This window comes from Aeromonas schubertii, from assembly GCF_000820105.1.
Taxonomy (GTDB): Bacteria; Pseudomonadota; Gammaproteobacteria; order Enterobacterales; family Aeromonadaceae; genus Aeromonas; species Aeromonas schubertii.
This window is the reverse complement of record NZ_CDDB01000033.1, coordinates 23,608-44,862: the sequence shown is the minus strand read 5'-3', so window position 1 is coordinate 44,862 and position 21,255 is coordinate 23,608. Positions and strand designations below refer to the sequence as shown.

Sequence of the window (21,255 nt, the reverse complement as noted above, 5' to 3'; positions counted from 1 at the left end):
CAACCGGTAATGACAAACTAATCACTGAACGGTGGGTTAGAGGGCAGGCAAGGCGATGGGGGAGCGACAACCCCTGTCTCGCAACCCCTGCGCCAACTGCTCCAGTTGCTCCTGCCCGGCACGGGGCCACTGCCTCGCCTCCCCACGCACTCCGTGGTGGCGAAAGCCGTTGATGCGCACCGGCACAGGCCCCAGCTCGGCCAGCAGGGCGGCCAGCTCGGCGCAGTGCTCATGGAGATCGCTCCGCCCCGGAATATGCAGCAGCCGCACCTCGGCCAGCTTGCCGGCCCGGGCCAGCAGGCGCAGGGAGTCATGTACCCGTTCACGGGAGCGGCCGGTCAGGGAGAGGTGAACCGACTCCTTCCATCCCTTGAGATCGACCATGACACCATCGCAGACGGGCAACAGTCGCCGCCAGCCCGCCTCGGCCAGGAAGCCGTTGCTGTCGACCAGGCAGGTGAGGTGAGCCAGATCCGCCGCCCCCTTGATGGCGCCAAAGAGCGCCACCAGGAAGGGGAGCCTCAGGGTCGCCTCCCCACCCGAGACGGTGATCCCGGTGAGCAGGGGCGCATAGCGGCGCACCACAGCCACCACCTGCTCGACCGACATCTCGCTGACCTTGGGGCTGGCACTGCGTGGGCAGATATCGAGGCAGGCGTCACACCGGGTGCAGAGCGCCTCATCCCAGACCACCCTCTCCCCTTGCCGACTCAGGGCTCCGCCCGGACAGACCGCCAGGCAGTCACCGCAGTGATCGCACTCCCCTATGGTGTGGGGATTGTGACAGGCGGGGCAACGAAAGTTGCACCCTTGCAGGAAGAGGACCAGGCGATTGCCCGGCCCATCCACACAGGAGAAGGTGAGCAGGCGACTAACGCTGACCCGCAAGCTGCTCATGACTCACCACCCTGGGTTGGCGCCCCAGTATGCCGGTGTTCTCGGCCGCCTCGGCCCCCAGGGCCGTGGTGTTAGTGCGCGATCCCGACTCTGCATGGCTGCCGATGTCGGAGAGCTTCACCATATAGCCGGTGACCCGCATCAGATCGTTGCCCTGTACGTTGGCGGTGAACTCCCGTAGCCCCAGGGCAAAGCCCCCCTTGCAGAGCTGCACCAGGGCCCGGGGATTGCTGCGTATGGTGGGATCCAGGGTCAGGATCTCGCTGATCCCAGAGGGGTAGTAGCCGTGGTGCGGGGCCAGGGCCAGCAGGTGGCTGGCGGGATCCGGCTCCTCCCCGTAGGGGATCCGCACTCCGGGCGTGGTACCCGTGTCAACGCTGAGCCCCCCCTGTGCGTGGAGCAGAGCCCGCCCCTGCCAGGCATGGGTAAATTCGCGCCCCTGCACGAAGCTGGCCAGGGTGGCCGAGATGCGGTGCCCCAGCCGGTTGGCCCCCTCGTCCTGACCGTAACGGCCGGGCAAGCCGCTCTTCTCGAGCAGCAGGTTGACCGCCTCGGCCATGGCGTAGATGCCGAACATGGGCACGAAGCGATCCTCGCGGATCAGCCCCTCGCTCACCAGGAAGCTTTCGAAGAAGCCCGATTCTTGATGCAGGAAGTGACTGCGAGCCTCGATAAGCCGGGACATCAGCTCGCAGTAGCGGGGCAGCTGCTCACCGATGAAGTGCTCCAGATCCCGGCTGCGCTCGGCCACCGCCTTGAGATTGAGGCGCACCAGGGTGTTGGCACCACCGGCGATGGGCAGGGCGTTGTAGCAGCTGACGATACCCACGCCGAGCCGATCGAAGGCCCCCCGATGGAGGGGATAGTTGGCGATATGGGGCTTGCCGGTGGTGGTGATGTTACCGGCGGCCTGCAGCAACAGGGAGTCCGGCGTCAGCTCGGGATCCCAGAAGAGGGTGAGGTTGGGGGCCACCTGGGCCAGCTCGCCATCGATGCGCAGCAGCAAGCGGCAGACGGGGTTGTCGTCGGGGCCGATATTGACGTGCATGAAGGCGTCGGGGAGAACCCGATCCAGATAGATCCAGAAGGCCTTCAGCTTGCGATAGAGGGTCTCCTCATCGATCCCGCCGATGAAGGGGAGCAGCAGCCGATCGAGTCGCCCCAGCCAGACCGGCATGGCGGTGACCGAGGGGACGTGATGATAGAGGATCCGCAGGGCCTCGAGTGCCTCGTCAAAGTCCTTCGGGGGGGAGAGCTCCAGCCAGCGGGAGCCCTGGGCCAGGAAGCGCTCGTAATCGGGCAGCACATAACGGGGCTTGTAGGGGGCGTGCCCCTCGAACATGTCGCAGATGACCCCCTCATCCCGGGCGATCCTGACCTGCTCGGGCAGATCCGGATAAGGGAGGGCATTCTCCGCCTCCAGCGAGAGCAGACGGGCCTTCTGGGCCGCAGAGAGATGAGGATCGCGCACGATGCGCCGGCACTGCTCGATAAAGGACATGATACGACTCCCGCAGTTGGAACCGAGGTATCCTCTCTCTTTGTATGCCTACTATGAAGGGAAAAGGTGTCAATGGCGGATTTCACAGAAGGAAATCCGCCATCCTGGATCACATCAGGGGTAGATGACGATGGGAGTACCGGGCTGCACCGCGTTCCACACCTCATCCATGTCGTGGTTGAGCAGGGCGATACAGCCATTGGTCCAGTTGGAGCGCTGCACCGCCGGGCTACCCCAGCTGTTGCGTTGGCCGTGGATCATGATCATGCCACCCGGGCTGATCCCTTTCTCCTTGGCATTGGCCAGGTCGTCCAGGTTTGGATAACTGACGTGAATCGCCTTGTAGAAACCGGAGTTGGTCTTCTTGTAGTCGAGCAGATAGCGCCCCTCGGGAGTACGCTGATCCCCCTCGCGCTGCTTGTGCCCCACCGGCGCCGGGCCGAGGGCGATCCAGTAGCGTTTGACCTCCTTGCCATCCTTCATCAGGGTCAGGCTATAGCGGGACTTGTGGACCACCACCATGTCCGCCGACAGGGAAGCCATACTCAGGGCCGGCCACAGGGCCAGCAGACACATCAATACTGCTCTCATTCCATCCCTCGGACAGCCTCTTCACGGCTGCTCTCTCAATGATCATCCAAATCGCGACGCCAGTCAGAGCGCGGCGTGCGACATCATATTTGATCGCCGCCAATACTCAATACGGGCGCGTGAACAATTCCTCAAGCGGGGGGAGTTATGCTCACAATAGAGTTATAAAACAATAAGATAACTTCAACAAGTCGGGGTGGAAGCCGGCCTTGTGAGTGGGCCATAATGACCGGTGAATGTCCCTCAAGGAGCCAGCATGCTTTCGTTGCGAACCCTGCCACTCACCCTGCTGCTGTGCGCCGCTGCCGCGCAGGGTGCCGATCCGCTCTGGCTGCGCCAGCCGGCCCTCTCCCCGGATGGCAGCCACATCCTGTTTACCTGGCAGGGGCGCCTCTTCATCGCCCCCGGCAGCGGAGGGGCGGCCACCCCCCTGACCGGCAGCGACTACCTGAGCCACTCCCCGGTCTGGTCACCGGATGGAAAGCAGATCGCCTTCGCCGCCGATCTCTACGGCAATGACGATGTCTATGTGATGGCGGCCGCCGGCGGCCCCATGACCCGCCTCACCGTCGACTCCCGTGCGGACCGCCCCCTCACCTTCAGCGCCGACGGGCGCGAGGTGGTGCTCACCTCCCAACGCCCCGGCCTGCCGGAGCAGGATTTCTATGCCCTGGATGGCGGCTTCGGCGCCCTCTATCGGGCCCCCGTCGGCGGTGGCGCCCTCACGGCGGATCTTCCCCTCCCCGCCCTGCAGGCCCGCTATCGCGGCCAGGATCTGGTCTACCAGATGCCCGGCGCCGACCAGCCATGGCGCAAGCACCAGCACTCCTTCGCCGTCTCCCGCATCTGGCTGCAGCAAGGCGGTGAGCAACGCCAACTGAGCGAGGATCGCATCGCCGCCAGCGACCCCTGGTGGAGCCCGGACGGCAAGGGGATCGTCTATCTGAGCGAGCGCAGCGGCGACTTCAACGTCTGGCGCCACGATCTCGCCAGCGGCAAGGAGCAGCAGCTCACCCACTATCGCGGCCATCCGGTGCGCCAACTGACCCAGGCCGACAACGGGGATCTCGCCTGGTCCTGGCAGGGGGAACTCTATCGCCTGCCCGCCGGCGCCACCGAGCCACAACGCCTCGCCTTTACCATGCAGGCAGGACTGCCCCCCCTGCGTCGCACCCACCTCCTCACCCAGGCGGATGAGGCCGTGGTGAGCCCACAGGGAGAAGAGGCGGTACTGGTCGCCGGGGGGGATCTCTTCGCCGTCGATCTCGGCAAGGGGAGCAGCCGCCCCCTCACCCGCACCCCCAGCGAGGAGAGCGCCCCCCTCTATCTGCCGGATCGTTCCGCCATCCTCTTTCTGAGCGAACGAAACGGAGCCGCCGCCCTCTATCGCCTCGAGAGCGCCGAGCCCGATCGCCCCCTGAGCGCCCCCGGCGCCCTCCACGAAGAGGAGCTGCTGATCCTGCCGGGACAGGCCATCAGCCGGCCCACCCTGAGCCGCGATGGCAAGCGGGTGGCCTTCGTGGTCGACGGTCAGGCAATCTGGCTGCTCGAGCTCGAGAGCGGGAAAAAGAGGGAGCTGCTCGGTCCCGAGGCCAACCCGTTCAGGCACAGCATCAGCCTCGCCTTCTCCCCCTCGGGCCAGCAGTTGGCCGTGACCCTGCAGCCGGACTCGGCCCAGCAGGAGGTGGCGGTGCTGGACCTCGCCAAGCCCGGAACCAAACCGGTCAACGTCAGCCAGAACGGCTATCTGGACGAGGAGCCGGCCTGGAGCGAGGAGGGAGGCATCCTCTATTGGCAGTCGGCCCGCTATGGCCTGCTCGACGCCGACGGCGAACCGGTCGGCCGCACCCTGCTCGGTCTCTACAGCAGCCGCGAGGCCCGTGCCGATGCCCTGGCCGAACGAGAGCCGCCCAAGCAGGGTTACCCCTTCGACAGCCAGCGCCTCGACCATAGAGAGGCCTTGCTGCACCCCCTCTCCGGCACCCTGCTGGCCAGCCAGCTCAGGGGGGGAGAGCTGCGTTACATCACCGAAGAGTATCTGGATGGTCCGGATCCGGTGATCCGTGGCTACGCCCTGGATATCGCCTCCGGGGAGCGCCACCCCCTGTTCGAGGATCAGCCGGGCCCCGCCCTGGCCAGCCTGGACCGGGAAGGAACCCACGCCATCCTGATTGGAGATGGCACCCTCACCCGCATCCCCCTCGACTCCGGGCAAGCGGAACAGATCGGCTTCACTCTGCAGCAGGAGCAGGAGTGGCAAAGCCTGATGAGCGCCAGCTTCGATCAGATTGCCCGCCTCACCCGCAGCGAGTTTTACGACCCCGCCATGAACGGGGTGAAGTGGGACGACTATGTGCGCGACTATCGCCGCTTCCTTCCCTCCATCGGTAACCCGACCGACTTCGCCACCCTGCTCGGAGAGCTGGCGGGTGAGCTCAACGTCTCCCACACCTGGGGCATTCCCCCGGCCCCGGCCGGCGGCGACGAGAGCGCCAGCCTGGGGGCCGTGTGGCGTGAACAGAAGCAGGGGTTGGAGCTCGCCGCCCTGTTGCCGGGCGGCCCTCTCGACATGGAGAGCGAGGTCGCCGTCGGCGATCGTCTGGTGGCCATCGACGGTGTCGCCATCGAGAACCTGCCGGCCCTGGATCAGGCCCTCAACCACAGGGCCGGACAGCGGCTGCAACTGACCCTGCAGCGTGGCGAGGAGCCGCTGCAGGCCGAGGTGACGGCCATGGGTCTGGAGCAGGAGATGTCGCTTATCCTGGCCCAGTGGGGCGAGCGACGCCGGGCCTATGTGGAACGCCAGAGCCAGGGCCGCATCGGCTACGTCTATGTCCCCGAGATGAATGCCGCCGTCTATGCGGATGTGGTCGCCCAGGTGTTGGGACGCGAGCGCAGCCGCCAGGCCCTGATCGTCGACGTGCGCTTCAACAAGGGAGGCTATCTGGCCAATACCCTGGTGGAGTTCCTCTCCGGCAACGGGGAGCAGCAGGGGATGGCGAGCAGCTGGCCGCGTGCCGGCAAGGGAGCCCCGGACTCGGCCACCCGTCAGTGGACCAAGCCGAGCCTGGTGCTGGCCAATGCCGCCAGTTACTCGGAGGGCTCCGCCTTCCCCCGCTACTACCAGGCCCTCAAGCTGGGTCCCGTGGTGGGTGAGCCGATACCCGGCACCGGCACCATGGTCTACAACCACAGCTCGCGCCTCATTCCCGGGCTCGAATACGGCATTCCGAGCCTGGCCCTGCGCGCACCCGACGGCACCCTCTACGAGAATCGGGAGCAGCAGCCGGACCGGCTGGTGCGCTATACCCCGGCGGATCTGCTGGCCGGGCGCGATCCCCAGCTCGACGCCGCCATCGAGGAGGCTCTGGCCCTGCTCGAGGGAGAGCCCACCCCCTAAAACGAGAAAGGGGAGCCCAGGCTCCCCTTCTACTATCCGGCGTCCGATCAGGCGGTCGCCTTCTCCCCGGCCTTGGCCTGTGCCAGCTGGAAGCGGGTCTCGGCCAGATTCAGCGCGTTGCGTGCCTGCTCCAGTCGGGTTTCCAGCGCATCCATCTTCTGGCGCTCCTGGTTCCGGTTACGCGCCAGCTGGTTAAACTCCTCCACCTCCCCATTGAACTGTGCGACCAGGACATTAAAGCCGGTGCTCCGCTCCTGAGTCAGCCGCTGTGCCTCGTTCAGACGAGGCTGCAATGCCTCGTATTGCTTGATCAGCGCGGCGCGGGTGGCACGATCCCGGGCCCGGTTGATGCGCTCGACCAGGGCGTTGGACTCGTTGACCAGGGCATTAGAGGCACGAATGGCGTCGTTCAGCTGCTGGCGCGCCTGCTGCAGGCCTGCCTGCTTGCCATTGTAGCCATCCTTGAGCTGCTGATAGCGCTGCTCCTTGGCATCGAAGGCCTCACGGGCGGATTGATAAACCTTCTGCTCGTCGGCCAACGCCTGGCGCAGGCGGGTTACCTCCGCCTCCAGGGCAACCAGATCCGGCGCACTCTCGGCGATCATGGTGGGATAGAAGGCGGCCACCTGGGGTATGGTCACCCTCAGGGCGGCGACCGCATCGGCCTCGTTGGGCTGACCGATGGGCACACCACAGGGACGCCCCTTGCAGGTGAGCGCCGGGGAGGAGAAGGTGTATTCGCTGTTGCGAACCCCAAACTTGTGGGGATAGGCCATCACGGTGGAGAAGATCCCCTGCTCACCGTGTCCCAGTGCGTGGCTGAAGGTGCCGCCCCCCTCGCCATCCTGCAGCCAGGAGTGGTTGAGGCCCATGTTGTGGCCCAGCTCGTGCACCAGCGTGATGTCGGGACAACCTTGTACGACCACATGGCTATACATGCTCTCCTTGAAGCTGGCCATCTTCCCTTCGGTACGACCGCTGGTATAAGAGCCACCGACCCATCCCAGACCACAACTCCCCTTGTAGGCAGGATCCTCCGGCCTCAGCAGGGTGACCACATCGGCCCCGTAGCGGGTTCGCAGGGCCGAGACCTCCTTGAACCCTTTATGAGTGCGGTCGGTGAGGGCATCCAGCGCCACCTCATCACTCCCCAGATCCGGATAGGTCACCTGCTGGTTGTGAACCAGGCGCAGGGTCACATCCAGGCCGCTGTTGGCATAGACCTGATTGGCCACGTTAACCAGATGCTGGGCCCGGGTGCCGGCATCTCCGTTGTAGAGCTTGGCGACCCCCGGGGTGTGCAGCACCATCAGGTCGACGGTCACCGCCGCCGCACTCCCACTGCCGAGCAGGGCCCCCACCAGGAGGGCCGTCATTGTTTTCTGCATGTGATGTTTCCTTCTTGTTGTCGTCATGAACGGGGCGGCAGCGCATCCGTGTGGCTGTCGTCCAGAGGCGGGGTCATATATATCCATCCCTGGCCGCGCAGGGTCTCCAGGGTGAAGCTGCCCTGCGGCGTACCTATGAACCCGAATGCGGTCTCTTTGCCAAAGGTGAAGTTGACGGGATAGGGCTCGCCTTCCACCTCCACCTCGCCCTGCCAGTTGCGGCGCCCACCGGCCTGCAGCGCCGTGCCGGTCACCCTGGCCTGCAGGGTGCGCCCGTCCGGCAGGCTCAGGCTGACCACGTCTCCCGGCTGAGCCTGTCCCAGGGCGTCGTCGGTCAGGGCAATGGCACGAATGAACTCGATGTCGCTACGGGCAGGGCGAGTGAGAGGGAGATCGCTGCCCGGCTCGGCCTCTTCCCAGGGGGTGTCGATATAGTGGCCACCTCCCGGGGTCAGCGTGGTCGCAACCGGGGAAGGGGCCAGGGAAGACGCGGGGATAGCCTTGGGCTCGGGGAGGGAGAGGCGCTCCTCCGAGACAAGGGGAGCCGGCAGCACTATGGGGAGTTCATCCTCCTCCTGGGGAGGCGTCACCGGGGCGGGACGGGTGTGCCACCACCAGAGGGTAACCAGGGCAAGGGTGGTGCATGAGAAAACGGCTATCTTATTGATATTCATCGTACTATCCCAAGAGAGAGCTCAAGCGAGACTCGTATTTAGAGAGCGACCGACTCTCGAGGGAAGCACAGCCCCTACCCCCATCTGGGGGTAAGAGGTCCAATCTCTTTCAGATCAATATCTTGATGAATTTATAGAGTAAGCGAGGGGCGACAGGGGATGTCTTGAATGGAGAAAAGGGAGGCAGCGCCTCCCTTTATCGACAGTTATTGATTGGCCTCGGCGAATGCCTTCATCACCTCGGCATGCTTCACCATGCCGTCGGCACGGGTGGCCAGATTCTTGACAAACTCGGCCTTCTTGGCGGGATCCTCGATGCGATCGTAACGCTGTTGCAGATGGGCCTGGATCTGCTCGGGGGTCATGTTCTGCATCCGCATCATCTTGTCGTGGCGCTTGCCGTGGTGCTGGCCACCCATCATGCCGTCCATGGGGCAGGGGGCGGTGGCCACAGAGGTCGGCTGGGTTGCTACCGCCTCACTGGCGGCCCAGGCGCCGAGGGGCAGGCCGAGGATCAGGGTGGTGGCGAGCAGGGTCTTGGTCAGGCTTTTCATAAGGCTTCTCCTTCTTGGGTCAATGAGTGCAAGGTTCGTCCTTGCCTGACGCCATTACAGCCCCGCCACTTGTCTCAAGTGTGCCAGCCCACCCCCTTTTTTGTAGCAGAGTGTGGCACCCCCCATCACTTCAACGAGAAGAGGGCCCGCAGGCCCTCTCTCCCTATCAAGGTTATTGATGCTGTGATACGAACTGCTGGATCAGCCGGGCATGCCGCGTCATCAACTCGGCCCGGTCGGCAAGGTCCTGCAAGAAGCGCTGCTGCGCCGCGGGATCCTCCAGGCTCTGATAGCGCTGCTGCAGTGCCGTCTCCATCTGCTCCGGGCTCATCTGTTGCATCCGCATCATCCGCTTCCCTCCCTGCATCCCCATGCCACCCTGCATGCCCTGGCCTTGCATGCCAAGCGGACAGTCAGGATAGAGCAGAGGCTGGGGATCGGCCGCCCAGAGGGCGCTGGAAACAGAGAGAGCCGAGACGAGCAAGATCCGTTGCAGATTCTTCATGGTGCATCTCCTTTGGGCGCCACGACGGGGCTTCCCCCGCAGGACTCTCCCGCCCGGGCCACTTTTTTGTAGCAGAGTGTGCGCCGGCGCCCCTTTGCCACACTTTGACACAAACCGGGCCCCCCTTTTCCGTATACTCGCCCCAGAACCGCAAGAGAGGCAGTCATGAAACAGGATACCCCCCATATTCTGGTGGTCGATGACCACGGCGAGATCCGCGACCTGCTCAAACGCTTCCTGGAGCAGCACGGCTTTCGTGTCACCTGCGCCCGGGATGGACGCGAGATGAAACGACAGCTGGAGGAGCGGGAGATAGACCTCATCGTACTCGATCTGATGATGCCGGGGGAGGATGGATTGACCCTCTGCCGTGAATTGCGGGTCAGATCGAGCGTCCCCGTCATCATGCTCACCGCCATGGGGGAAGAGACAGACCGCATCATCGGCCTCGAGATGGGGGCCGACGACTACCTGGCCAAACCGTTCAACCCGCGCGAGCTGCTGGCTCGCATCAAGGCGGTGATGCGCCGTACCCATGCAGAACCGGCCAGGGGGGGCAGTGAACTGCCCGATGAGATCAGCTTCGACCGCTGGCGCCTCGATCTCAACCGGCGCGAGCTGGTCGACGAGGAGGGGGTCGCCCACAGCCTCTCCACCGCCGAGTTCGACCTGCTCAAGGTCTTTATCGAGCGCCCGCAGCGAGTGCTGAGCCGGGATCAGCTGCTCGATCTGGCCCGCGGTCGCGAGGCCCAGGCCTTCGATCGGGCCATCGATACCCTGGTCAGCCGCCTGCGTCGCAAGCTCGAGCGCGACCCCAAGAACCCCGAGCTGATCAAGACCATCTGGGGCGGTGGCTACCTCTTCTCCGCCGAGGTGAGGGATGCGTAAGCTGTGGCCGGGCAGCCTGGCGGGCCAGATCATCCTGGTCGCCCTGTGTGGCCTGCTGCTGATCCAGCTGCTCTCGGTACAGATCTACCGCTCGGATCGGGAGGAGGCGCTCGGCTTCGTCAACAGCCGCAACGCCATGCAGCGTCTCTCCTCCGTGGTGCGCCTGCTCACCCTCTCTCCCCCCGAACTCTCCGGTGAGATACTCAAGGCCAGCCGCAGCGAGACCCTGTTGCTACGGATCTCTCCCGACCCCCTGTTACCCGATACCCGCAGCCCCGCCTTCGAGCAGTTGCTGCGCAGCCGTCTCGACTACCCCTCCCAGCTGCGCATCGAGATCAGCGCCGAGCTCAAGGAGGAGTCCCAGCGCAGCCGGGCCTGGCGTCACCATGCCCGCATGATGGGAGAACGTCCCGGCCGCTTGCCGATGGACATGCGCCTCTACGGCTCCATCGAACTCGGTAACGGTCGCTGGCTCCATTTCAGCTCCCTTATCGACAGCGAAGGCACCGGCTGGTCCCTGCGCACCACCCTCAACCTGCTGCTGGTCGCCACCCTGGTGATCGGCCTCATGGTCTGGCTGCTGCGCCGCGCTACCCGCCCCCTCAAGCAGCTGGCGGCCAGTGCCGAGCGGCTCGGGCGCGGTGAGGACATAGACCCCCTGCCCGAAACGGGCCCGATCGAGGTACGTGGCAGCATAGTGGCGTTTAACCGGATGCAGACCCGGCTCAACCGCTTCGTGCAGGACAGAACCCGCATGCTGGCGGCCATCTCCCACGATCTGCGCACCCCCATCACCAGTCTGCGGCTGCGCAGCGAGTTTCTGCCCGAGGGGGAGGACAAGGCGCGCATTCAGCAGACCCTGCAGCAGATGGAACAGATGCTGGCCGCCACCTTGAGCTTCGCCCGCGAGGAGGGGCTGCAGGAGCCGACCCGGGAGCTGGATCTGGTGAGCCTGATCGAGAGCGTGTGCGACGACTATGGGGACATGGGGGAGCAGGTCTTGTGCCAGGCAGGGGGCAAGCTGGTCTATCCCTGCCGTCCCGGCCCCCTGCGTCGGGTGCTGCAAAACCTCATCGGTAACGCCATCAAGTATGCGGGCAGCGCCGAGGTGACCCTGGAGCGGGAGAAGGGGCAGATCCTCATCTGCGTCAGTGACGAGGGGCCGGGCATTGACGAGCAGCAGATCGAGGAGGTGTTCAAGCCGTTTGTCCGCCTCGACGAGGCGCGCAACACCGAGAGTGGCAGCGTGGGTCTGGGGCTGGCCATCGCCCGCACCCTGATCCACCAGCACGGGGGTGAGTTGACCCTGCACAACCGCCCCCAGGGGGGGTTGGAGGCCCGCATCACCCTGCCGCTGTGACGTCTCCGATTTGCTCCCTTGCCCAGGCGATCGCCGCCGCTTCATCCTCGAAGTAGCAGAGCGCCTCGAAGGGGAGCTGGCTGAAAATCTGCTCGGCCATGTAACGCTTGAAGCCCCCTTCCAGCACCACCGCCATATAGCGACACCCTTGCTCGGCACACCAGGCAAACTGGCGCCGGAAGCGGGCGATCACCTCGGGGCCGGCGGCTTCGAACTCGGTGGCGACCTCGACGATGGCCCACCGGGTGCCGACCAGGGGCGCGACCTGTTCGAAGAAAAGGGGCTCATAGGCCCTGGCCCCCTTGAGATTGAAAGGACCGCTGGGCCGACAGATGACCAGTGCTCCCTGCCGGAGCAGGGTGAAGTGACCGTGTGGCTGCATAGACATTCGAAGATTTGATTTATTTCGCCAAGATAATGAATGCCTTAGCCAGTGTCGAGCCCTTGTTGCCAAGATGCAGCCTTGGCGTTAACCACCCGTTGTCAGTATGATGCTGCCCCAACCTTACCCTTACTGACACCTTTGGAGCCTATCGTGCGCAATAGGGACATTGCCTTCTACCAGCGCGCCTGGCGCTGGCACTTCTTCGCCGGCCTGTTCGTCGCCCCCCTGCTGATCCTGCTCTCGGTGACCGGCATCATCTATCTGTTCAAGCCCCAGCTCGACGATCTCATGTATCCGGATCTGCTCATGGTGGCCCCGGTCGAGCACCCCATGGCCGCCGACCCCATGGCCATCATGGCCCAGGCCGAGATGCCCCACGCCGCCCTCACCAAGTACCTGCCGCCAGCGGCACCGGATCGCAGCGCCCAGTTTGTGCTGCGCGACGGGGAGCAGGAGTGGACCCTCTTCGTCAACCCGGCCAACGGCGCCGTGCTGGGGGCCCTCGACAACCACAACAACCTGCAGGGAATCGTCCGTGCCCTGCACGCCGAGCTGATGCTGGGCCAGGCCGGTGACGCGGTGATCGAGCTGGCTGCCGGCTGGACCCTGGTGCTGCTCTGCTCCGGCCTCTATCTGTGGTGGCCAAGGGAGAAGGTGGGCATGCAGGGGATCCTGGTGCCGCGTCGGGAACGCCGCGGCCGCCTCTGGTGGCGCGACCTGCACGCCGTACTCGGCTTCTGGGGCGCCGCCGGCCTGCTCTTCTTCGCCTTGAGCGGCATGACCTGGACCGGCATCTGGGGTGAACGCTTCGCCGATCTGTGGAACCGCTTCCCGGCCGCCATGTGGAACGAGGTGCCGAGCTCCAACCCCCTCACTCGCAGTCTCAACCAGGCACACGCCCAGAGCGTCGCCTGGGGTGCCGAAACGCTGCCGATGCCGAGCTCTCACCACGGCGGTGGCGACCACGACATGACCCCGTCAGCCGGGCGCCTCCCGCTGCAGCGGGTGGTCGAGATCGCCCGCGAGCGCGCCGTGGCGCCGGGCTATAGCATCAACCTGCCCAAGGGGGAGCGCGGCGTCTTCACCATAGGCCTGTTTGCCGACGACCCGCGTAGCGACGCCACCCTGCACATCGATCAATACAGCGGCCGGGTGCTGGCCGACGTGCGCTGGCAGAACTATGGCCCGGTCGCCAAGGCGGTGGAGGCCTCGGTCATGCTGCACATGGGCAAGATGTATGGCTGGCCTCATCAGCTGCTGATGCTGCTGCTCTGCCTCATGGTGCTCGGCTCCTGCCTCTCGGGTCTGTGGATCTGGTGGCGCCGTCGCCCGAGCGGAGCCCTCGGCATCCCGCCCCTGCCCGCACAGCTGCCCGGCTGGCGCGGGGCCGCCCTGCTGTTGCTGGCGCTGGGACTGGCCTTCCCCCTGCTGGGGGCGTCACTGCTCGCCATCTGGCTACTCGACACCCTCTGGCTTTGGCTAGGCCGCCGGGCACAGGCGCACGCCTGACACCCACAACGAGTGAGGCCCCGGAAGGGGCCTCACTGTTTCACGGCAGGAAAGGGCTATCGCGCCAGCAGGAAGCGACCGGTGAGGGGCGCCACCTCGATGGCCTGGCTGCCACCGCCGAGCAGGATCTTCTCGCCGCTCAGCAGATCTTCCAGGCTGCCGGCGCTGCCCAGCTTGCCGGCCGGCAGGGTATAGCTCAGGGGGGCAGTGGAGAGGTTAAGCAGGTAGAGGATCTGCTCCCCGTCCGCCGACTTGATGTCACCGTAGAGACTCCCCTCGGCCACCAGCTTGGTCCGCTCACCCCGATAGAGGGCCGGATGGGCGGCCCGCAGGGCCATCAGCTTGCCGAGATAGGCCTTGAGATCGCGCTGGTCGGCATCCGGGCTGAAGGTGGCCGGCACCTTGCCGTTGCTGCGCGCGACATGATCGTCACACAACCCCTGATCGGCGCACGCACCCGACACCTTGGCGGCGAAGCCAGGCACCTCATCCCCCCACTCCTCACCGTAGTAGAGGGTGATGGGGCCGGAGCGGGCGGCGAGGAAGCTGAACGCCGCCTTGTGACGCTGCCAGTAACTCTCGGGGGAGAAGCCGCCGCGCTGCAGCAGATCCCCGAAGCGCACCAGATCGTGATTGCCCAGCATCAGGTTGGGCATGGCGTGAGGCGGGTAGTTCTCCACCCGGTTCCATCTGGCATCGAGCACGGCGGCCCCCTGCCCCCCCTTGCCCGACTCCTCCACCGCCAGGGCCTGCATCAGGCCGTAGCGCAGGGGGAAGTCGAAGGCCGACGGCAGGGCCGGCGCATCGGCCGGGCCATAGGCGGTGCGGCTGATGGCATCGGCCCCGTCCCACACCTCGCCCACCAGATAACCCAGGGTGCCCCAACTCTCCCCTCTGGCCTTGCGGGCGGCGCTGGCAGCCTCGACCGTCTTGCGGATGGCGCGCCAGCTCTCGAGATCGAGTTGATAGGCTTGATCGAGGCGCCAGCCATCGATGCCATACTGCTCGACCCAGTGGCGAGCCACCTCCTGGAAATAGGCGAGGCTCTGGGGCTGGCTGAAGTCCACCAACTGCCCCGGATAGTCGGCACCACCGCTCTTGAGAGCCGGCAGGCGGCCCTCGGGGGAGGGCTGACTCACCCCGACCCGATTCACATGGCCGAACACCCCGTCGAGGATGACGTAGAGCCCCTTGGCGTGAGCCGCGTCGATGAGCGCCTTGAGCTCGGCGTTGCTGCCGAAGTTGGGGTCGACCCTGAAGTAGTCGCAGGCGAAATAGCCGGTGGCATTGAGCCGTTCGTCTCCCCCCTGGCCGGCGCAGGAGTCAAACACCGGGGTGAGCCAGAGGGCGTTGACCCCGAGGGAGGCGATATGATCAAGATTCTGGCGGATGCCGGCCAGATCCCCCATATGACCCGAGGGACCGTAGCCCACCCCGTAACCCCGGCGGGTGTCCCCGTCGACGAAGGCCTCGACCATCACCTGATACATGCGCAGGTTGCAGGCCGCCTGACTCTGGCCATAGCAGGCCCGGGTGGCCGGCTCGGGTTTGATCTCGGGATTGGTGGGGGGCGTGGGGGAAGCGGTTCCGCTGCTGCTGCCACCGCCGCCGCAGGCGGCGAGCCAGAGCGTAGCCGCGACCAGGGTCGCGGCGCGAGTCCATCCGTGTTTCATTGTTATATTCCCGCTGTGGAGTAAAAAAGCATCGAATCGGGCCCCATCATAGCGGGGATGAGGGGGCCCTTGCCGTGACTGAAACCGTTACCGCACTACAGTGCCCCGGCACTGCGGAAGCGGTAGTTGACCCCGAGCCAGAAGGTGCGACCCGGCTCCGGAATACGCCCGCTCTGCTCATAGCCGATGTCGGCCTGGCTGGCGTGTACCGACTTGGAGAGGTGCTCGTAGTAGAAGGTGTCGAACAGGTTGTCGATCCCGCCGGAGAGCTGCCACTCGGGGGTCAACTGCCAGGCGGCGCTCCAGCCCAGAGTGGCAAACCCCGGGGTTTCCCCCTGATCCTGGCCGGCCACATTACCGGCCCCCACGTCGACCCTCTCCTGACTCGCCACGGCGCGGCCCACCAGAGTCGTGCTCCAGCGCTCCTGCGGTTGCCAGGTCAGGGCCAGCTTGCCATCCAGGGGCGGCATCTGGGCCAGGGCCCGCTGTTCGCTCCGGTTGATGCCGAAGGTGTAGGCCACCCCGCCGTCGAGACGCCACTGCTCGGCCAACTGCCAGCGCAACTCCAGCTCACCGCCCCGGGTCTGGGCATCCACGTTGCGCATGGCCGGCTTGCTGCCAGGACGGGCGGTGTAGAGCAGGTAGTCAGCGATGTCGGCGGCGAACAGGGAGAGGGTCACGTCCAGATCCCGGGTACGCCAGGCGAGGCCGGCATCCCACTGGCGGCTCTGCTCGGGTTTGAGGCGAAAGGGAGTGGTGTCGCGGCTACGCTCCCAGAAGTCGGGAGCCCGCTCGGCCTGCCCCCAGGCCAGGTAGCCGGTGAGCGGCACGCCGAAGCGGTACTCGTAGCGGGCGAAGGCGCTGTCGAGGCGATCGACCACCGCCTCACTCACCCGCTCCTGCTCATAGGCCTCTGTCTTCACCCGATCCCGGCGATACCCCGTCTTGGCACTGTGGGCTCCCCACTCCCCCCCCAGCTCAACGAAACGCCCATCCTGCTCGAAGGAGAGGGTCTGCATACGCGGCTTGCTGGCGTAATCGACCCCGCCGCGTCCCCTGTGGTGATCCCGGTTGGTGTCGAGACCCGCCGTCAGGGTCAGGGAGCCTGGCAGGGCGACGTCGTTGGCCCAGCGTCCTCCCCGGTTCTCCCGATCCGGGTTGGAGAGGCGCTTCATCCCGTCGTTGGGGCGCAGGGAGAAGTTATCCATGATGTGATCGATATAGTTGTCCCACAGGGTCAACTCGCTGCGCTGCCACCAGCCATTGATCTCGAGCTGGCGCGCCTTGAGACCGAACGACTCCCGGTCAAACATGGGGCCGTCCATCATGCGATCCGCATAGGCAGCCCGGGCGTTGCTGCGCTCGGCGGTCAGCTCGACGAGGCTCTGCTGTGTGGGCGTCCAGCCAAGCTGGGCCGTGGCATTTTCACGGCGGTAGAAGGAGCGCACTCGCTCGCCGTGGCCATCCTGGTAGTCGCCTGCGTCGGAGTGGGTGAACTGGGTTCGCAGGTAACCCGTTTCGGAACCCAGGCTGCCATCAAGCATCTGGTCGTCCCGTCCGGCGCTGCCCACCAGGGCAGCGGCATCGAACATCAGACCGGGCTCGGTGAAGAGGGGCTGATCCCGCTCGAACAGGACGGTGCCGGCCAGGGCGGCGCCGTGCTCCAGAGACTGGGGCCCCTTGAGCACCCGGATACGATCGAACGACTGGGGGAAGAGGTAGGCGGTCGGCGGATCCATGCGCCCACCGCAGCCGCCCGCCAGCATGCCACCATCCACCTGCACATTGAGGCGGGACATGCCCATGCCGCGCAACACGGGATCGCCACCCAGCCCCCCCTTGCGCACCATGCTCATCCCCGTGATGTTTTTCAGATAGCCGGCGCCATCGGCCGCCGGCATGGGAGAGCCGGGCTTTTTCGGATCCAGGGTCACCATCAGGGTATCGGCGGGACGAGAGGCGACCACCACCATGGGCTCGAGTACCTGGACCTCGGCCGCGTGAAGAGGGAGGGCCATGGTGACGGCCAGGGCCAGGGGGCTGCGCGAATAACAAGCCATACACTTTCCTTATGCTTCTGTTTTTATGATGTCGTGCCATCTGCCACCAAGATTACCCCTGGGGAAAGGTTTGCGTTCGGAGCGCAAAAAAGGGCCTCATGAGAAGACGAGAGACCCTTTGGAAACTGGTTGGCAAAATGTTGCGCAGGTTTTACGCCCTGGCAGGGAAAAATGCAATCACCCTAACCTTTCCGTAACGGTAATCTTGTTCAGGATCACAAAACCGGATCGCCAAAACGAAGTCCGGTGGCGATGAGGTGATAGACATCGTGAGCCGAGATGACGCAGCCGCATGGCCAGCTCAGACGATGGTGATCATCCAGGCTGACCCGGGCAAAACTCCGTTCGTCATCGATCCCGGCCAGCAGCGGCTGAGTGCGCCAGGGGGCCAGATCCAGCTCTCCTGTGGTGCCGTCGGAGAGCACCACAAACAGGCGCCAGGGGGCGAGATACTCCACATCGATAAAAACCGGCATCCTTGACAGCTCCCATGATGGATTTGCGCCCATTATAGGGAGTCGCCGCGGGAGCGACATCACCGGGGATTTCCCCTCTCATACCCAAAGGAGCCACCCGGCTGTAAAGGAGAAGAGACAGGCGACCTAGGAGCGGGGGAAACAGGGGAGAGAGCGGCTGAATCTGTGCTCAAACACCAGGGAGGTCTCGAGGTGCACCACCTCTTCCCGAGAGGTGAAGTGATCGAAGACGAAGTTGCGCAGGTGGTCGGTGTCGGGTACGCACAGGTGCACCAGAAAATCATCCTTGCCCCCCATGTGGAACAGGCTGATCACCTCGGGCAGGCCGATGATGGCATCGCGCAGTTCGTCGATGATCTGGCGGCTGTGACGGGCCAGACGCAGGGAGACCATGGCCTGGATATGACCACCCAGAGCCTGGTGATCCACCTCGCAGTGGGCCCCCTTGAGCACCCCCTCACCCTGCAACTTGCGCACCCGCTCCAGGCAGGTCGAGGGGGCAACGCCGACCAGGGCGGCCAGATCCTTGTTGGTCATCCCGGCGTCGCGAAACAGATGAGAGAGGATATCGAGGTCGAGTTGATCCAGGTTCTTCATTCCTTGGCTTCCTGCTGCTTGGCTACGATCCCAGAGTGCCCGTTTGCGCCGCCAAACTCAATCGCCGGGCGAGAGGGCCAGCAACAGGCACTCATCCTGCCCCATCATGACGCGTCCCTGCAGGCGCAGGCCGAGCCGCTCCAGCAGGCGGATGGAGGCGTGATTCTCCGGGGTAACCACGCCCAGCACCTGCTCGATGCCGAGACGGCGACGGCCATCTTCCAGCACGGCCCGGGCCGCTTCGAGGGCGTAGCCACGTCCGCGAAAGGCCGGCAGGAAGGCGTAACCTATGTCCACATGCTCCAGATGATCCCGTTTGACGAAGCCACAGATCCCCATGGGCACACCATCGCTGCGCCCCTCCACCATGCCGAGCCCGAAGCCGTGGCGACCATAGCTGACCCTGGGCCCCTGCTCGATATAGTGGCGCGCCTGCTCCAGCGTACGCACGCCCCGATCGCCGATGTAACGGTGAAAATCCCCGTCGTTGAGCAGCTCGAGAATAAAGGGGGCATCGCCGGCGACCAGCTCGCGCAGGCGCAGGTGTTCGGTTTCGATCAGCATGGGGGACTCCTTGGCAAAGGAACAGGGTGCCGGAGAGGAGGGGGAAAAGGCAAGGGCGGTCTCCCGCCCCTGACTCAGGCCGCCAACAGGGAGGCGAAGGCGTTATCCTGCTCCCGCGACTCCAGCAACACCCGGGCGCAGCGCTCCCAGACCAGGCCGACGCGGGCCGAGATCTCCCCCGGCCACTCGGGGGGAGGTGCCTCACTCACCTCGCTCTGGGCTGACAGCACCAGGGCCAGGTGGATGAGGGCAGCCTCCTGGGAGAACTCGGGCGCCTTGATGGGGTTGTAGTGGTACTCCACCGCCCGGCAGATGAAGTCAGGGAAGTGCCACTGGCGAGCCAGTTCGGCCCCCACCTGGGCGTAGTTGAACCCCACCACCAGCGCCTCGGCCTTGGCACGCCCCTTGGTCGGCTCCAGATCCACGATGTGATGGATGGTGTGCTCCGGCAGCCCTGCGTGCATGACCAGGCGGCCCAGATCATGGATCAGCGCACAGGTGAAGACCTCTTCCCCGTTGCGCCCCGCGGCAGCCGCCAGGCGGCGAGCCAGCTCGGCCACCTCGAACACATGGCGCCAGTAGTGGCGCAGCTCGATACCGGGTATCTCTCTCATGGCACCGGTCAGGCCACTGGCCAGCACCATGTTGCGCACCACCGCCAGCCCCAGCCGCACCACGGCCTCGTTGACGGTGGCGATCTGACGATTGCCACCAAAACGGGCCGAGTTGGCCACCCGCAGCAACTTGGCAGAGATCACCGGATCCTTGGCGATATGCTTGGCAATGGTCAGCAGGTCAGGCTCACGCTCATTGAGGGACTGGATCAGGTCTCTCACCACCTCGGGAATATTGGGCAGGTTCTGCGTCTCGTTGAGCAGAGAAGCAATGCTAGGCATCTTGAATGTCCTCACAGGAAAAAGGGGGTGCCCCTCGCCAGCAAGTATGAATTCAAATCCTCCCGCACAGCTCCGACACAAAATAAATGCACTTTTCCGCCGTGATATACTACCGCTCCATCCATGAGGAGTTCCCATGAGCGATACCCTGTTCGACGAAGCCATGTTGCGCGAGATCGTGGCCAACCAGCTCTCCGAGCGCAACCCGCCCCACACCACCGCCACCCTGCTGCGCCTGACCATGAAAGGGATGAGCCGGGATGAGGCGACCGACTACATCGTCTGTGCCCTGGCCGCCGAACTGATGGCCATGGAGGCCGACGGCGCCCCCTTTAATCTGGAGCGTTATCAGGGCTTTCTCGACACTCTGCCCGAGATGCCCTGGGCAGACGACGAGGAGTAACAAAAAGCCAGCGCATGCTGGCTTTTTGTTCCGGTTATTTCATCGCCCCTCCGGCCCCCTTCAACTCATCCTTGTTACGCTTGGCCTCCCGTTTCTCTTTCAGGGTCATCTGCGGTTTCTTCTTGGCATCTTTGCCATGGGATTTACTCATGCTGTGAGCTCCATATCAGACCGAGACAGTGTGGGAGGTGGAGTGGCCCAGCTCCCTCATCCATTGCAAGCAGCGGTGAAAATATGTTCAACACCGGTTCCAGCCTACACCCGTTTTCCGTCGGCCGCCAAGGTGAAGAGAGAGGGCTTTCACCCTGCTCTCGTTATGGATTAAGGTAATCCCATGCCCCCTCCTCCCGGGGTCTCTCAACCAAGGAGCAGAACGTGATCCGAAATAGTGAACAAGGGTATGGCCTGGCCTCTGCCACCCTGCACTGGCTGACGCTGATACTGATCATCGCCGTCTACAGCACCATGGAGTTTCGCGGTGTCTTTCCCAAAGGTTCGGTCGAGCGAGACCTGATGAAGCAGTGGCACTTCATGCTGGGTCTTGGCATCTTCTTCATCGCTCTGGGTCGTGTCCTGCTGCGGCTGCTCTGGCCTACGCCACGCATCGTCCCCACCCCGCCCGCCTGGATGGAGAAGCTGGCCCATCTCGCCCACCTGGCCCTCTATGCCCTGATCATCCTGCTCCCCCTGCTGGGGTGGCTGACCCTGAGCGCCGCCGGCAAGCCCATTCCCTTCTTCGGGGGCGAGCTCCCCCCCCTCATCGCCCCCAACCCGGGACTGCGTGGCCCGATTAAGGAGACCCATGAGCTTATTGCCAATCTGGGCTATGCCCTGATTGCCCTTCATGGGGCGGCGGCCCTCTATCACCACCACATTCTCAAGGACACGACCCTGACCAACATGCTCCCCCACAAGCGCTGAACCGTCTCGGCAG

General features: G+C 64.8%; 20 protein-coding genes. 6 read left to right on the top strand and 14 right to left on the bottom strand.

Annotated elements, in window-relative coordinates; translation table 11 throughout:
* Positions 1-36: 36 nt before the first annotated feature.
* From BN1133_RS06520 to BN1133_RS06510, 3 genes are all read right to left on the bottom strand, one after another.
* Complete coding sequence (locus BN1133_RS06520; protein ID WP_050665731.1) at positions 37-897, bottom strand: YjjW family glycine radical enzyme activase; 861 nt, start codon at positions 895-897, stop codon at positions 37-39.
* On the bottom strand, positions 872-2,398 hold the full coding sequence (locus BN1133_RS06515) for a YjjI family glycine radical enzyme (RefSeq protein WP_050665730.1): 1,527 nt from the start codon (positions 2,396-2,398) through the stop codon (positions 872-874). Before BN1133_RS06515 ends, BN1133_RS06520 begins: the two co-directional genes overlap by 26 nt.
* Positions 2,399-2,512: 114 nt before the next feature.
* Entirely contained in the window at positions 2,513-2,989 is a 477-nt protein-coding gene (locus BN1133_RS06510) for a L,D-transpeptidase family protein (RefSeq protein ID WP_050665729.1), read from the bottom strand.
* A 256-nt stretch (positions 2,990-3,245) separates the two neighbouring features.
* Here BN1133_RS06510 and BN1133_RS06505 point away from each other — a divergent pair, with 256 nt between their 5' ends.
* Positions 3,246-6,389 carry a S41 family peptidase gene (locus BN1133_RS06505; protein WP_082177932.1) on the top strand — a complete coding sequence of 1,048 codons (3,144 nt, stop codon included), beginning with the start codon at positions 3,246-3,248 and terminating at the stop codon, positions 6,387-6,389.
* A 47-nt stretch (positions 6,390-6,436) separates the two neighbouring features.
* Here the strand turns inward: BN1133_RS06505 and BN1133_RS06500 are convergent, their stop codons facing one another.
* The 4 genes from BN1133_RS06500 to BN1133_RS06485 form a co-directional block, all read right to left on the bottom strand.
* Positions 6,437-7,777 (bottom strand): reprolysin-like metallopeptidase, encoded by a 1,341-nt coding sequence (locus tag BN1133_RS06500; RefSeq protein WP_050665728.1) that lies wholly within the window; start codon positions 7,775-7,777, stop codon positions 6,437-6,439.
* Between the two features lie 23 nt (positions 7,778-7,800).
* Positions 7,801-8,451: a hypothetical protein gene (locus BN1133_RS06495; RefSeq protein WP_050665727.1), complete on the bottom strand. Its 651-nt coding sequence runs from the start codon at positions 8,449-8,451 to the stop codon at positions 7,801-7,803.
* Between the two features lie 206 nt (positions 8,452-8,657).
* Positions 8,658-9,005, bottom strand: coding sequence for a hypothetical protein (locus BN1133_RS06490; RefSeq protein ID WP_050665726.1), 348 nt, complete (start codon positions 9,003-9,005; stop codon positions 8,658-8,660).
* A gap of 172 nt (positions 9,006-9,177) precedes the next feature.
* Positions 9,178-9,510, bottom strand: coding sequence for a hypothetical protein (locus tag BN1133_RS06485; protein ID WP_050665725.1), 333 nt, complete (start codon positions 9,508-9,510; stop codon positions 9,178-9,180).
* Positions 9,511-9,675: 165 nt separating this feature from the next.
* On the opposite strand from BN1133_RS06485, the gene BN1133_RS06480 reads away from it, so the two are divergent.
* Complete coding sequence (locus BN1133_RS06480; protein ID WP_050665724.1) at positions 9,676-10,398, top strand: response regulator; 723 nt, start codon at positions 9,676-9,678, stop codon at positions 10,396-10,398.
* Positions 10,391-11,758 carry an ATP-binding protein gene (locus BN1133_RS06475; RefSeq protein WP_050665723.1) on the top strand — a complete coding sequence of 456 codons (1,368 nt, stop codon included), beginning with the start codon at positions 10,391-10,393 and terminating at the stop codon, positions 11,756-11,758. The genes BN1133_RS06480 and BN1133_RS06475 overlap by 8 nt, the downstream gene beginning before the upstream one ends.
* On the opposite strand, the gene BN1133_RS06470 is transcribed toward BN1133_RS06475, so the two are convergent.
* Positions 11,742-12,146: a hypothetical protein gene (locus BN1133_RS06470; protein ID WP_050665722.1), complete on the bottom strand. Its 405-nt coding sequence runs from the start codon at positions 12,144-12,146 to the stop codon at positions 11,742-11,744. The two genes, BN1133_RS06475 and BN1133_RS06470, sit on opposite strands and share 17 nt — an antisense overlap.
* A gap of 147 nt (positions 12,147-12,293) precedes the next feature.
* Between BN1133_RS06470 and BN1133_RS06465 the strand changes: the two genes are divergently transcribed.
* Complete coding sequence (locus BN1133_RS06465) at positions 12,294-13,652, top strand: PepSY-associated TM helix domain-containing protein (RefSeq protein WP_050665721.1); 1,359 nt, start codon at positions 12,294-12,296, stop codon at positions 13,650-13,652.
* A 56-nt stretch (positions 13,653-13,708) separates the two neighbouring features.
* On the opposite strand, the gene BN1133_RS06460 is transcribed toward BN1133_RS06465, so the two are convergent.
* From BN1133_RS06460 to BN1133_RS06435, 6 genes are all read right to left on the bottom strand, one after another.
* Positions 13,709-15,325 (bottom strand): alpha-amylase family glycosyl hydrolase, encoded by a 1,617-nt coding sequence (locus BN1133_RS06460; RefSeq protein ID WP_050665720.1) that lies wholly within the window; start codon positions 15,323-15,325, stop codon positions 13,709-13,711.
* 95 nt (positions 15,326-15,420) lie between these two features.
* The gene (locus BN1133_RS06455) at positions 15,421-17,385 is read right to left on the bottom strand and encodes a TonB-dependent copper receptor (RefSeq protein WP_050665719.1); all 1,965 of its coding nucleotides are present in this window, start codon (positions 17,383-17,385) and stop codon (positions 15,421-15,423) included.
* A gap of 215 nt (positions 17,386-17,600) precedes the next feature.
* A complete protein-coding gene (locus BN1133_RS06450) occupies positions 17,601-17,861 on the bottom strand; it encodes a DUF2442 domain-containing protein (RefSeq protein WP_050665718.1) in 261 nt (86 codons plus the stop codon).
* A 126-nt stretch (positions 17,862-17,987) separates the two neighbouring features.
* Positions 17,988-18,458, bottom strand: a complete 471-nt coding sequence (locus BN1133_RS06445; RefSeq protein ID WP_050665717.1) for an Lrp/AsnC family transcriptional regulator — start codon at positions 18,456-18,458, stop codon at positions 17,988-17,990.
* Between the two features lie 57 nt (positions 18,459-18,515).
* Positions 18,516-19,019 (bottom strand): GNAT family N-acetyltransferase, encoded by a 504-nt coding sequence (locus BN1133_RS06440; protein ID WP_050665767.1) that lies wholly within the window; start codon positions 19,017-19,019, stop codon positions 18,516-18,518.
* Between the two features lie 77 nt (positions 19,020-19,096).
* The gene (locus tag BN1133_RS06435) at positions 19,097-19,918 is read right to left on the bottom strand and encodes an HDOD domain-containing protein (protein ID WP_050665716.1); all 822 of its coding nucleotides are present in this window, start codon (positions 19,916-19,918) and stop codon (positions 19,097-19,099) included.
* A 136-nt stretch (positions 19,919-20,054) separates the two neighbouring features.
* Between BN1133_RS06435 and BN1133_RS06430 the strand changes: the two genes are divergently transcribed.
* Both BN1133_RS06430 and BN1133_RS06425 read left to right on the top strand, forming a co-directional pair.
* On the top strand, positions 20,055-20,321 hold the full coding sequence (locus BN1133_RS06430; protein ID WP_050665715.1) for a hypothetical protein: 267 nt from the start codon (positions 20,055-20,057) through the stop codon (positions 20,319-20,321).
* A 375-nt stretch (positions 20,322-20,696) separates the two neighbouring features.
* Entirely contained in the window at positions 20,697-21,242 is a 546-nt protein-coding gene (locus BN1133_RS06425) for a cytochrome b (protein WP_050665714.1), read from the top strand.
* The last annotated feature ends 13 nt before the right edge of the window (positions 21,243-21,255 follow it).

What these genes read in the sequence shown, in the direction of transcription:
- BN1133_RS06520 (WP_050665731.1), bottom strand. Translation starts at nt 897, where the DNA reads ATGAGCAGCTTGCGGGTCAGCGTTAGTCGCCTGCTCACCTTCTCCTGT.
- BN1133_RS06515 (WP_050665730.1), bottom strand. Translation starts at nt 2,398, where the DNA reads ATGTCCTTTATCGAGCAGTGCCGGCGCATCGTGCGCGATCCTCATCTC.
- BN1133_RS06510 (WP_050665729.1), bottom strand. Translation starts at nt 2,989, where the DNA reads ATGAGAGCAGTATTGATGTGTCTGCTGGCCCTGTGGCCGGCCCTGAGT.
- BN1133_RS06505 (WP_082177932.1), top strand. Translation starts at nt 3,246, where the DNA reads ATGCTTTCGTTGCGAACCCTGCCACTCACCCTGCTGCTGTGCGCCGCT.
- BN1133_RS06500 (WP_050665728.1), bottom strand. Translation starts at nt 7,777, where the DNA reads ATGCAGAAAACAATGACGGCCCTCCTGGTGGGGGCCCTGCTCGGCAGT.
- BN1133_RS06495 (WP_050665727.1), bottom strand. Translation starts at nt 8,451, where the DNA reads ATGAATATCAATAAGATAGCCGTTTTCTCATGCACCACCCTTGCCCTG.
- BN1133_RS06490 (WP_050665726.1), bottom strand. Translation starts at nt 9,005, where the DNA reads ATGAAAAGCCTGACCAAGACCCTGCTCGCCACCACCCTGATCCTCGGC.
- BN1133_RS06485 (WP_050665725.1), bottom strand. Translation starts at nt 9,510, where the DNA reads ATGAAGAATCTGCAACGGATCTTGCTCGTCTCGGCTCTCTCTGTTTCC.
- BN1133_RS06480 (WP_050665724.1), top strand. Translation starts at nt 9,676, where the DNA reads ATGAAACAGGATACCCCCCATATTCTGGTGGTCGATGACCACGGCGAG.
- BN1133_RS06475 (WP_050665723.1), top strand. Translation starts at nt 10,391, where the DNA reads ATGCGTAAGCTGTGGCCGGGCAGCCTGGCGGGCCAGATCATCCTGGTC.
- BN1133_RS06470 (WP_050665722.1), bottom strand. Translation starts at nt 12,146, where the DNA reads ATGTCTATGCAGCCACACGGTCACTTCACCCTGCTCCGGCAGGGAGCA.
- BN1133_RS06460 (WP_050665720.1), bottom strand. Translation starts at nt 15,325, where the DNA reads ATGAAACACGGATGGACTCGCGCCGCGACCCTGGTCGCGGCTACGCTC.
- BN1133_RS06455 (WP_050665719.1), bottom strand. Translation starts at nt 17,385, where the DNA reads ATGGCTTGTTATTCGCGCAGCCCCCTGGCCCTGGCCGTCACCATGGCC.
- BN1133_RS06450 (WP_050665718.1), bottom strand. Translation starts at nt 17,861, where the DNA reads ATGCCGGTTTTTATCGATGTGGAGTATCTCGCCCCCTGGCGCCTGTTT.
- BN1133_RS06445 (WP_050665717.1), bottom strand. Translation starts at nt 18,458, where the DNA reads ATGAAGAACCTGGATCAACTCGACCTCGATATCCTCTCTCATCTGTTT.
- BN1133_RS06435 (WP_050665716.1), bottom strand. Translation starts at nt 19,918, where the DNA reads ATGCCTAGCATTGCTTCTCTGCTCAACGAGACGCAGAACCTGCCCAAT.
- BN1133_RS06430 (WP_050665715.1), top strand. Translation starts at nt 20,055, where the DNA reads ATGAGCGATACCCTGTTCGACGAAGCCATGTTGCGCGAGATCGTGGCC.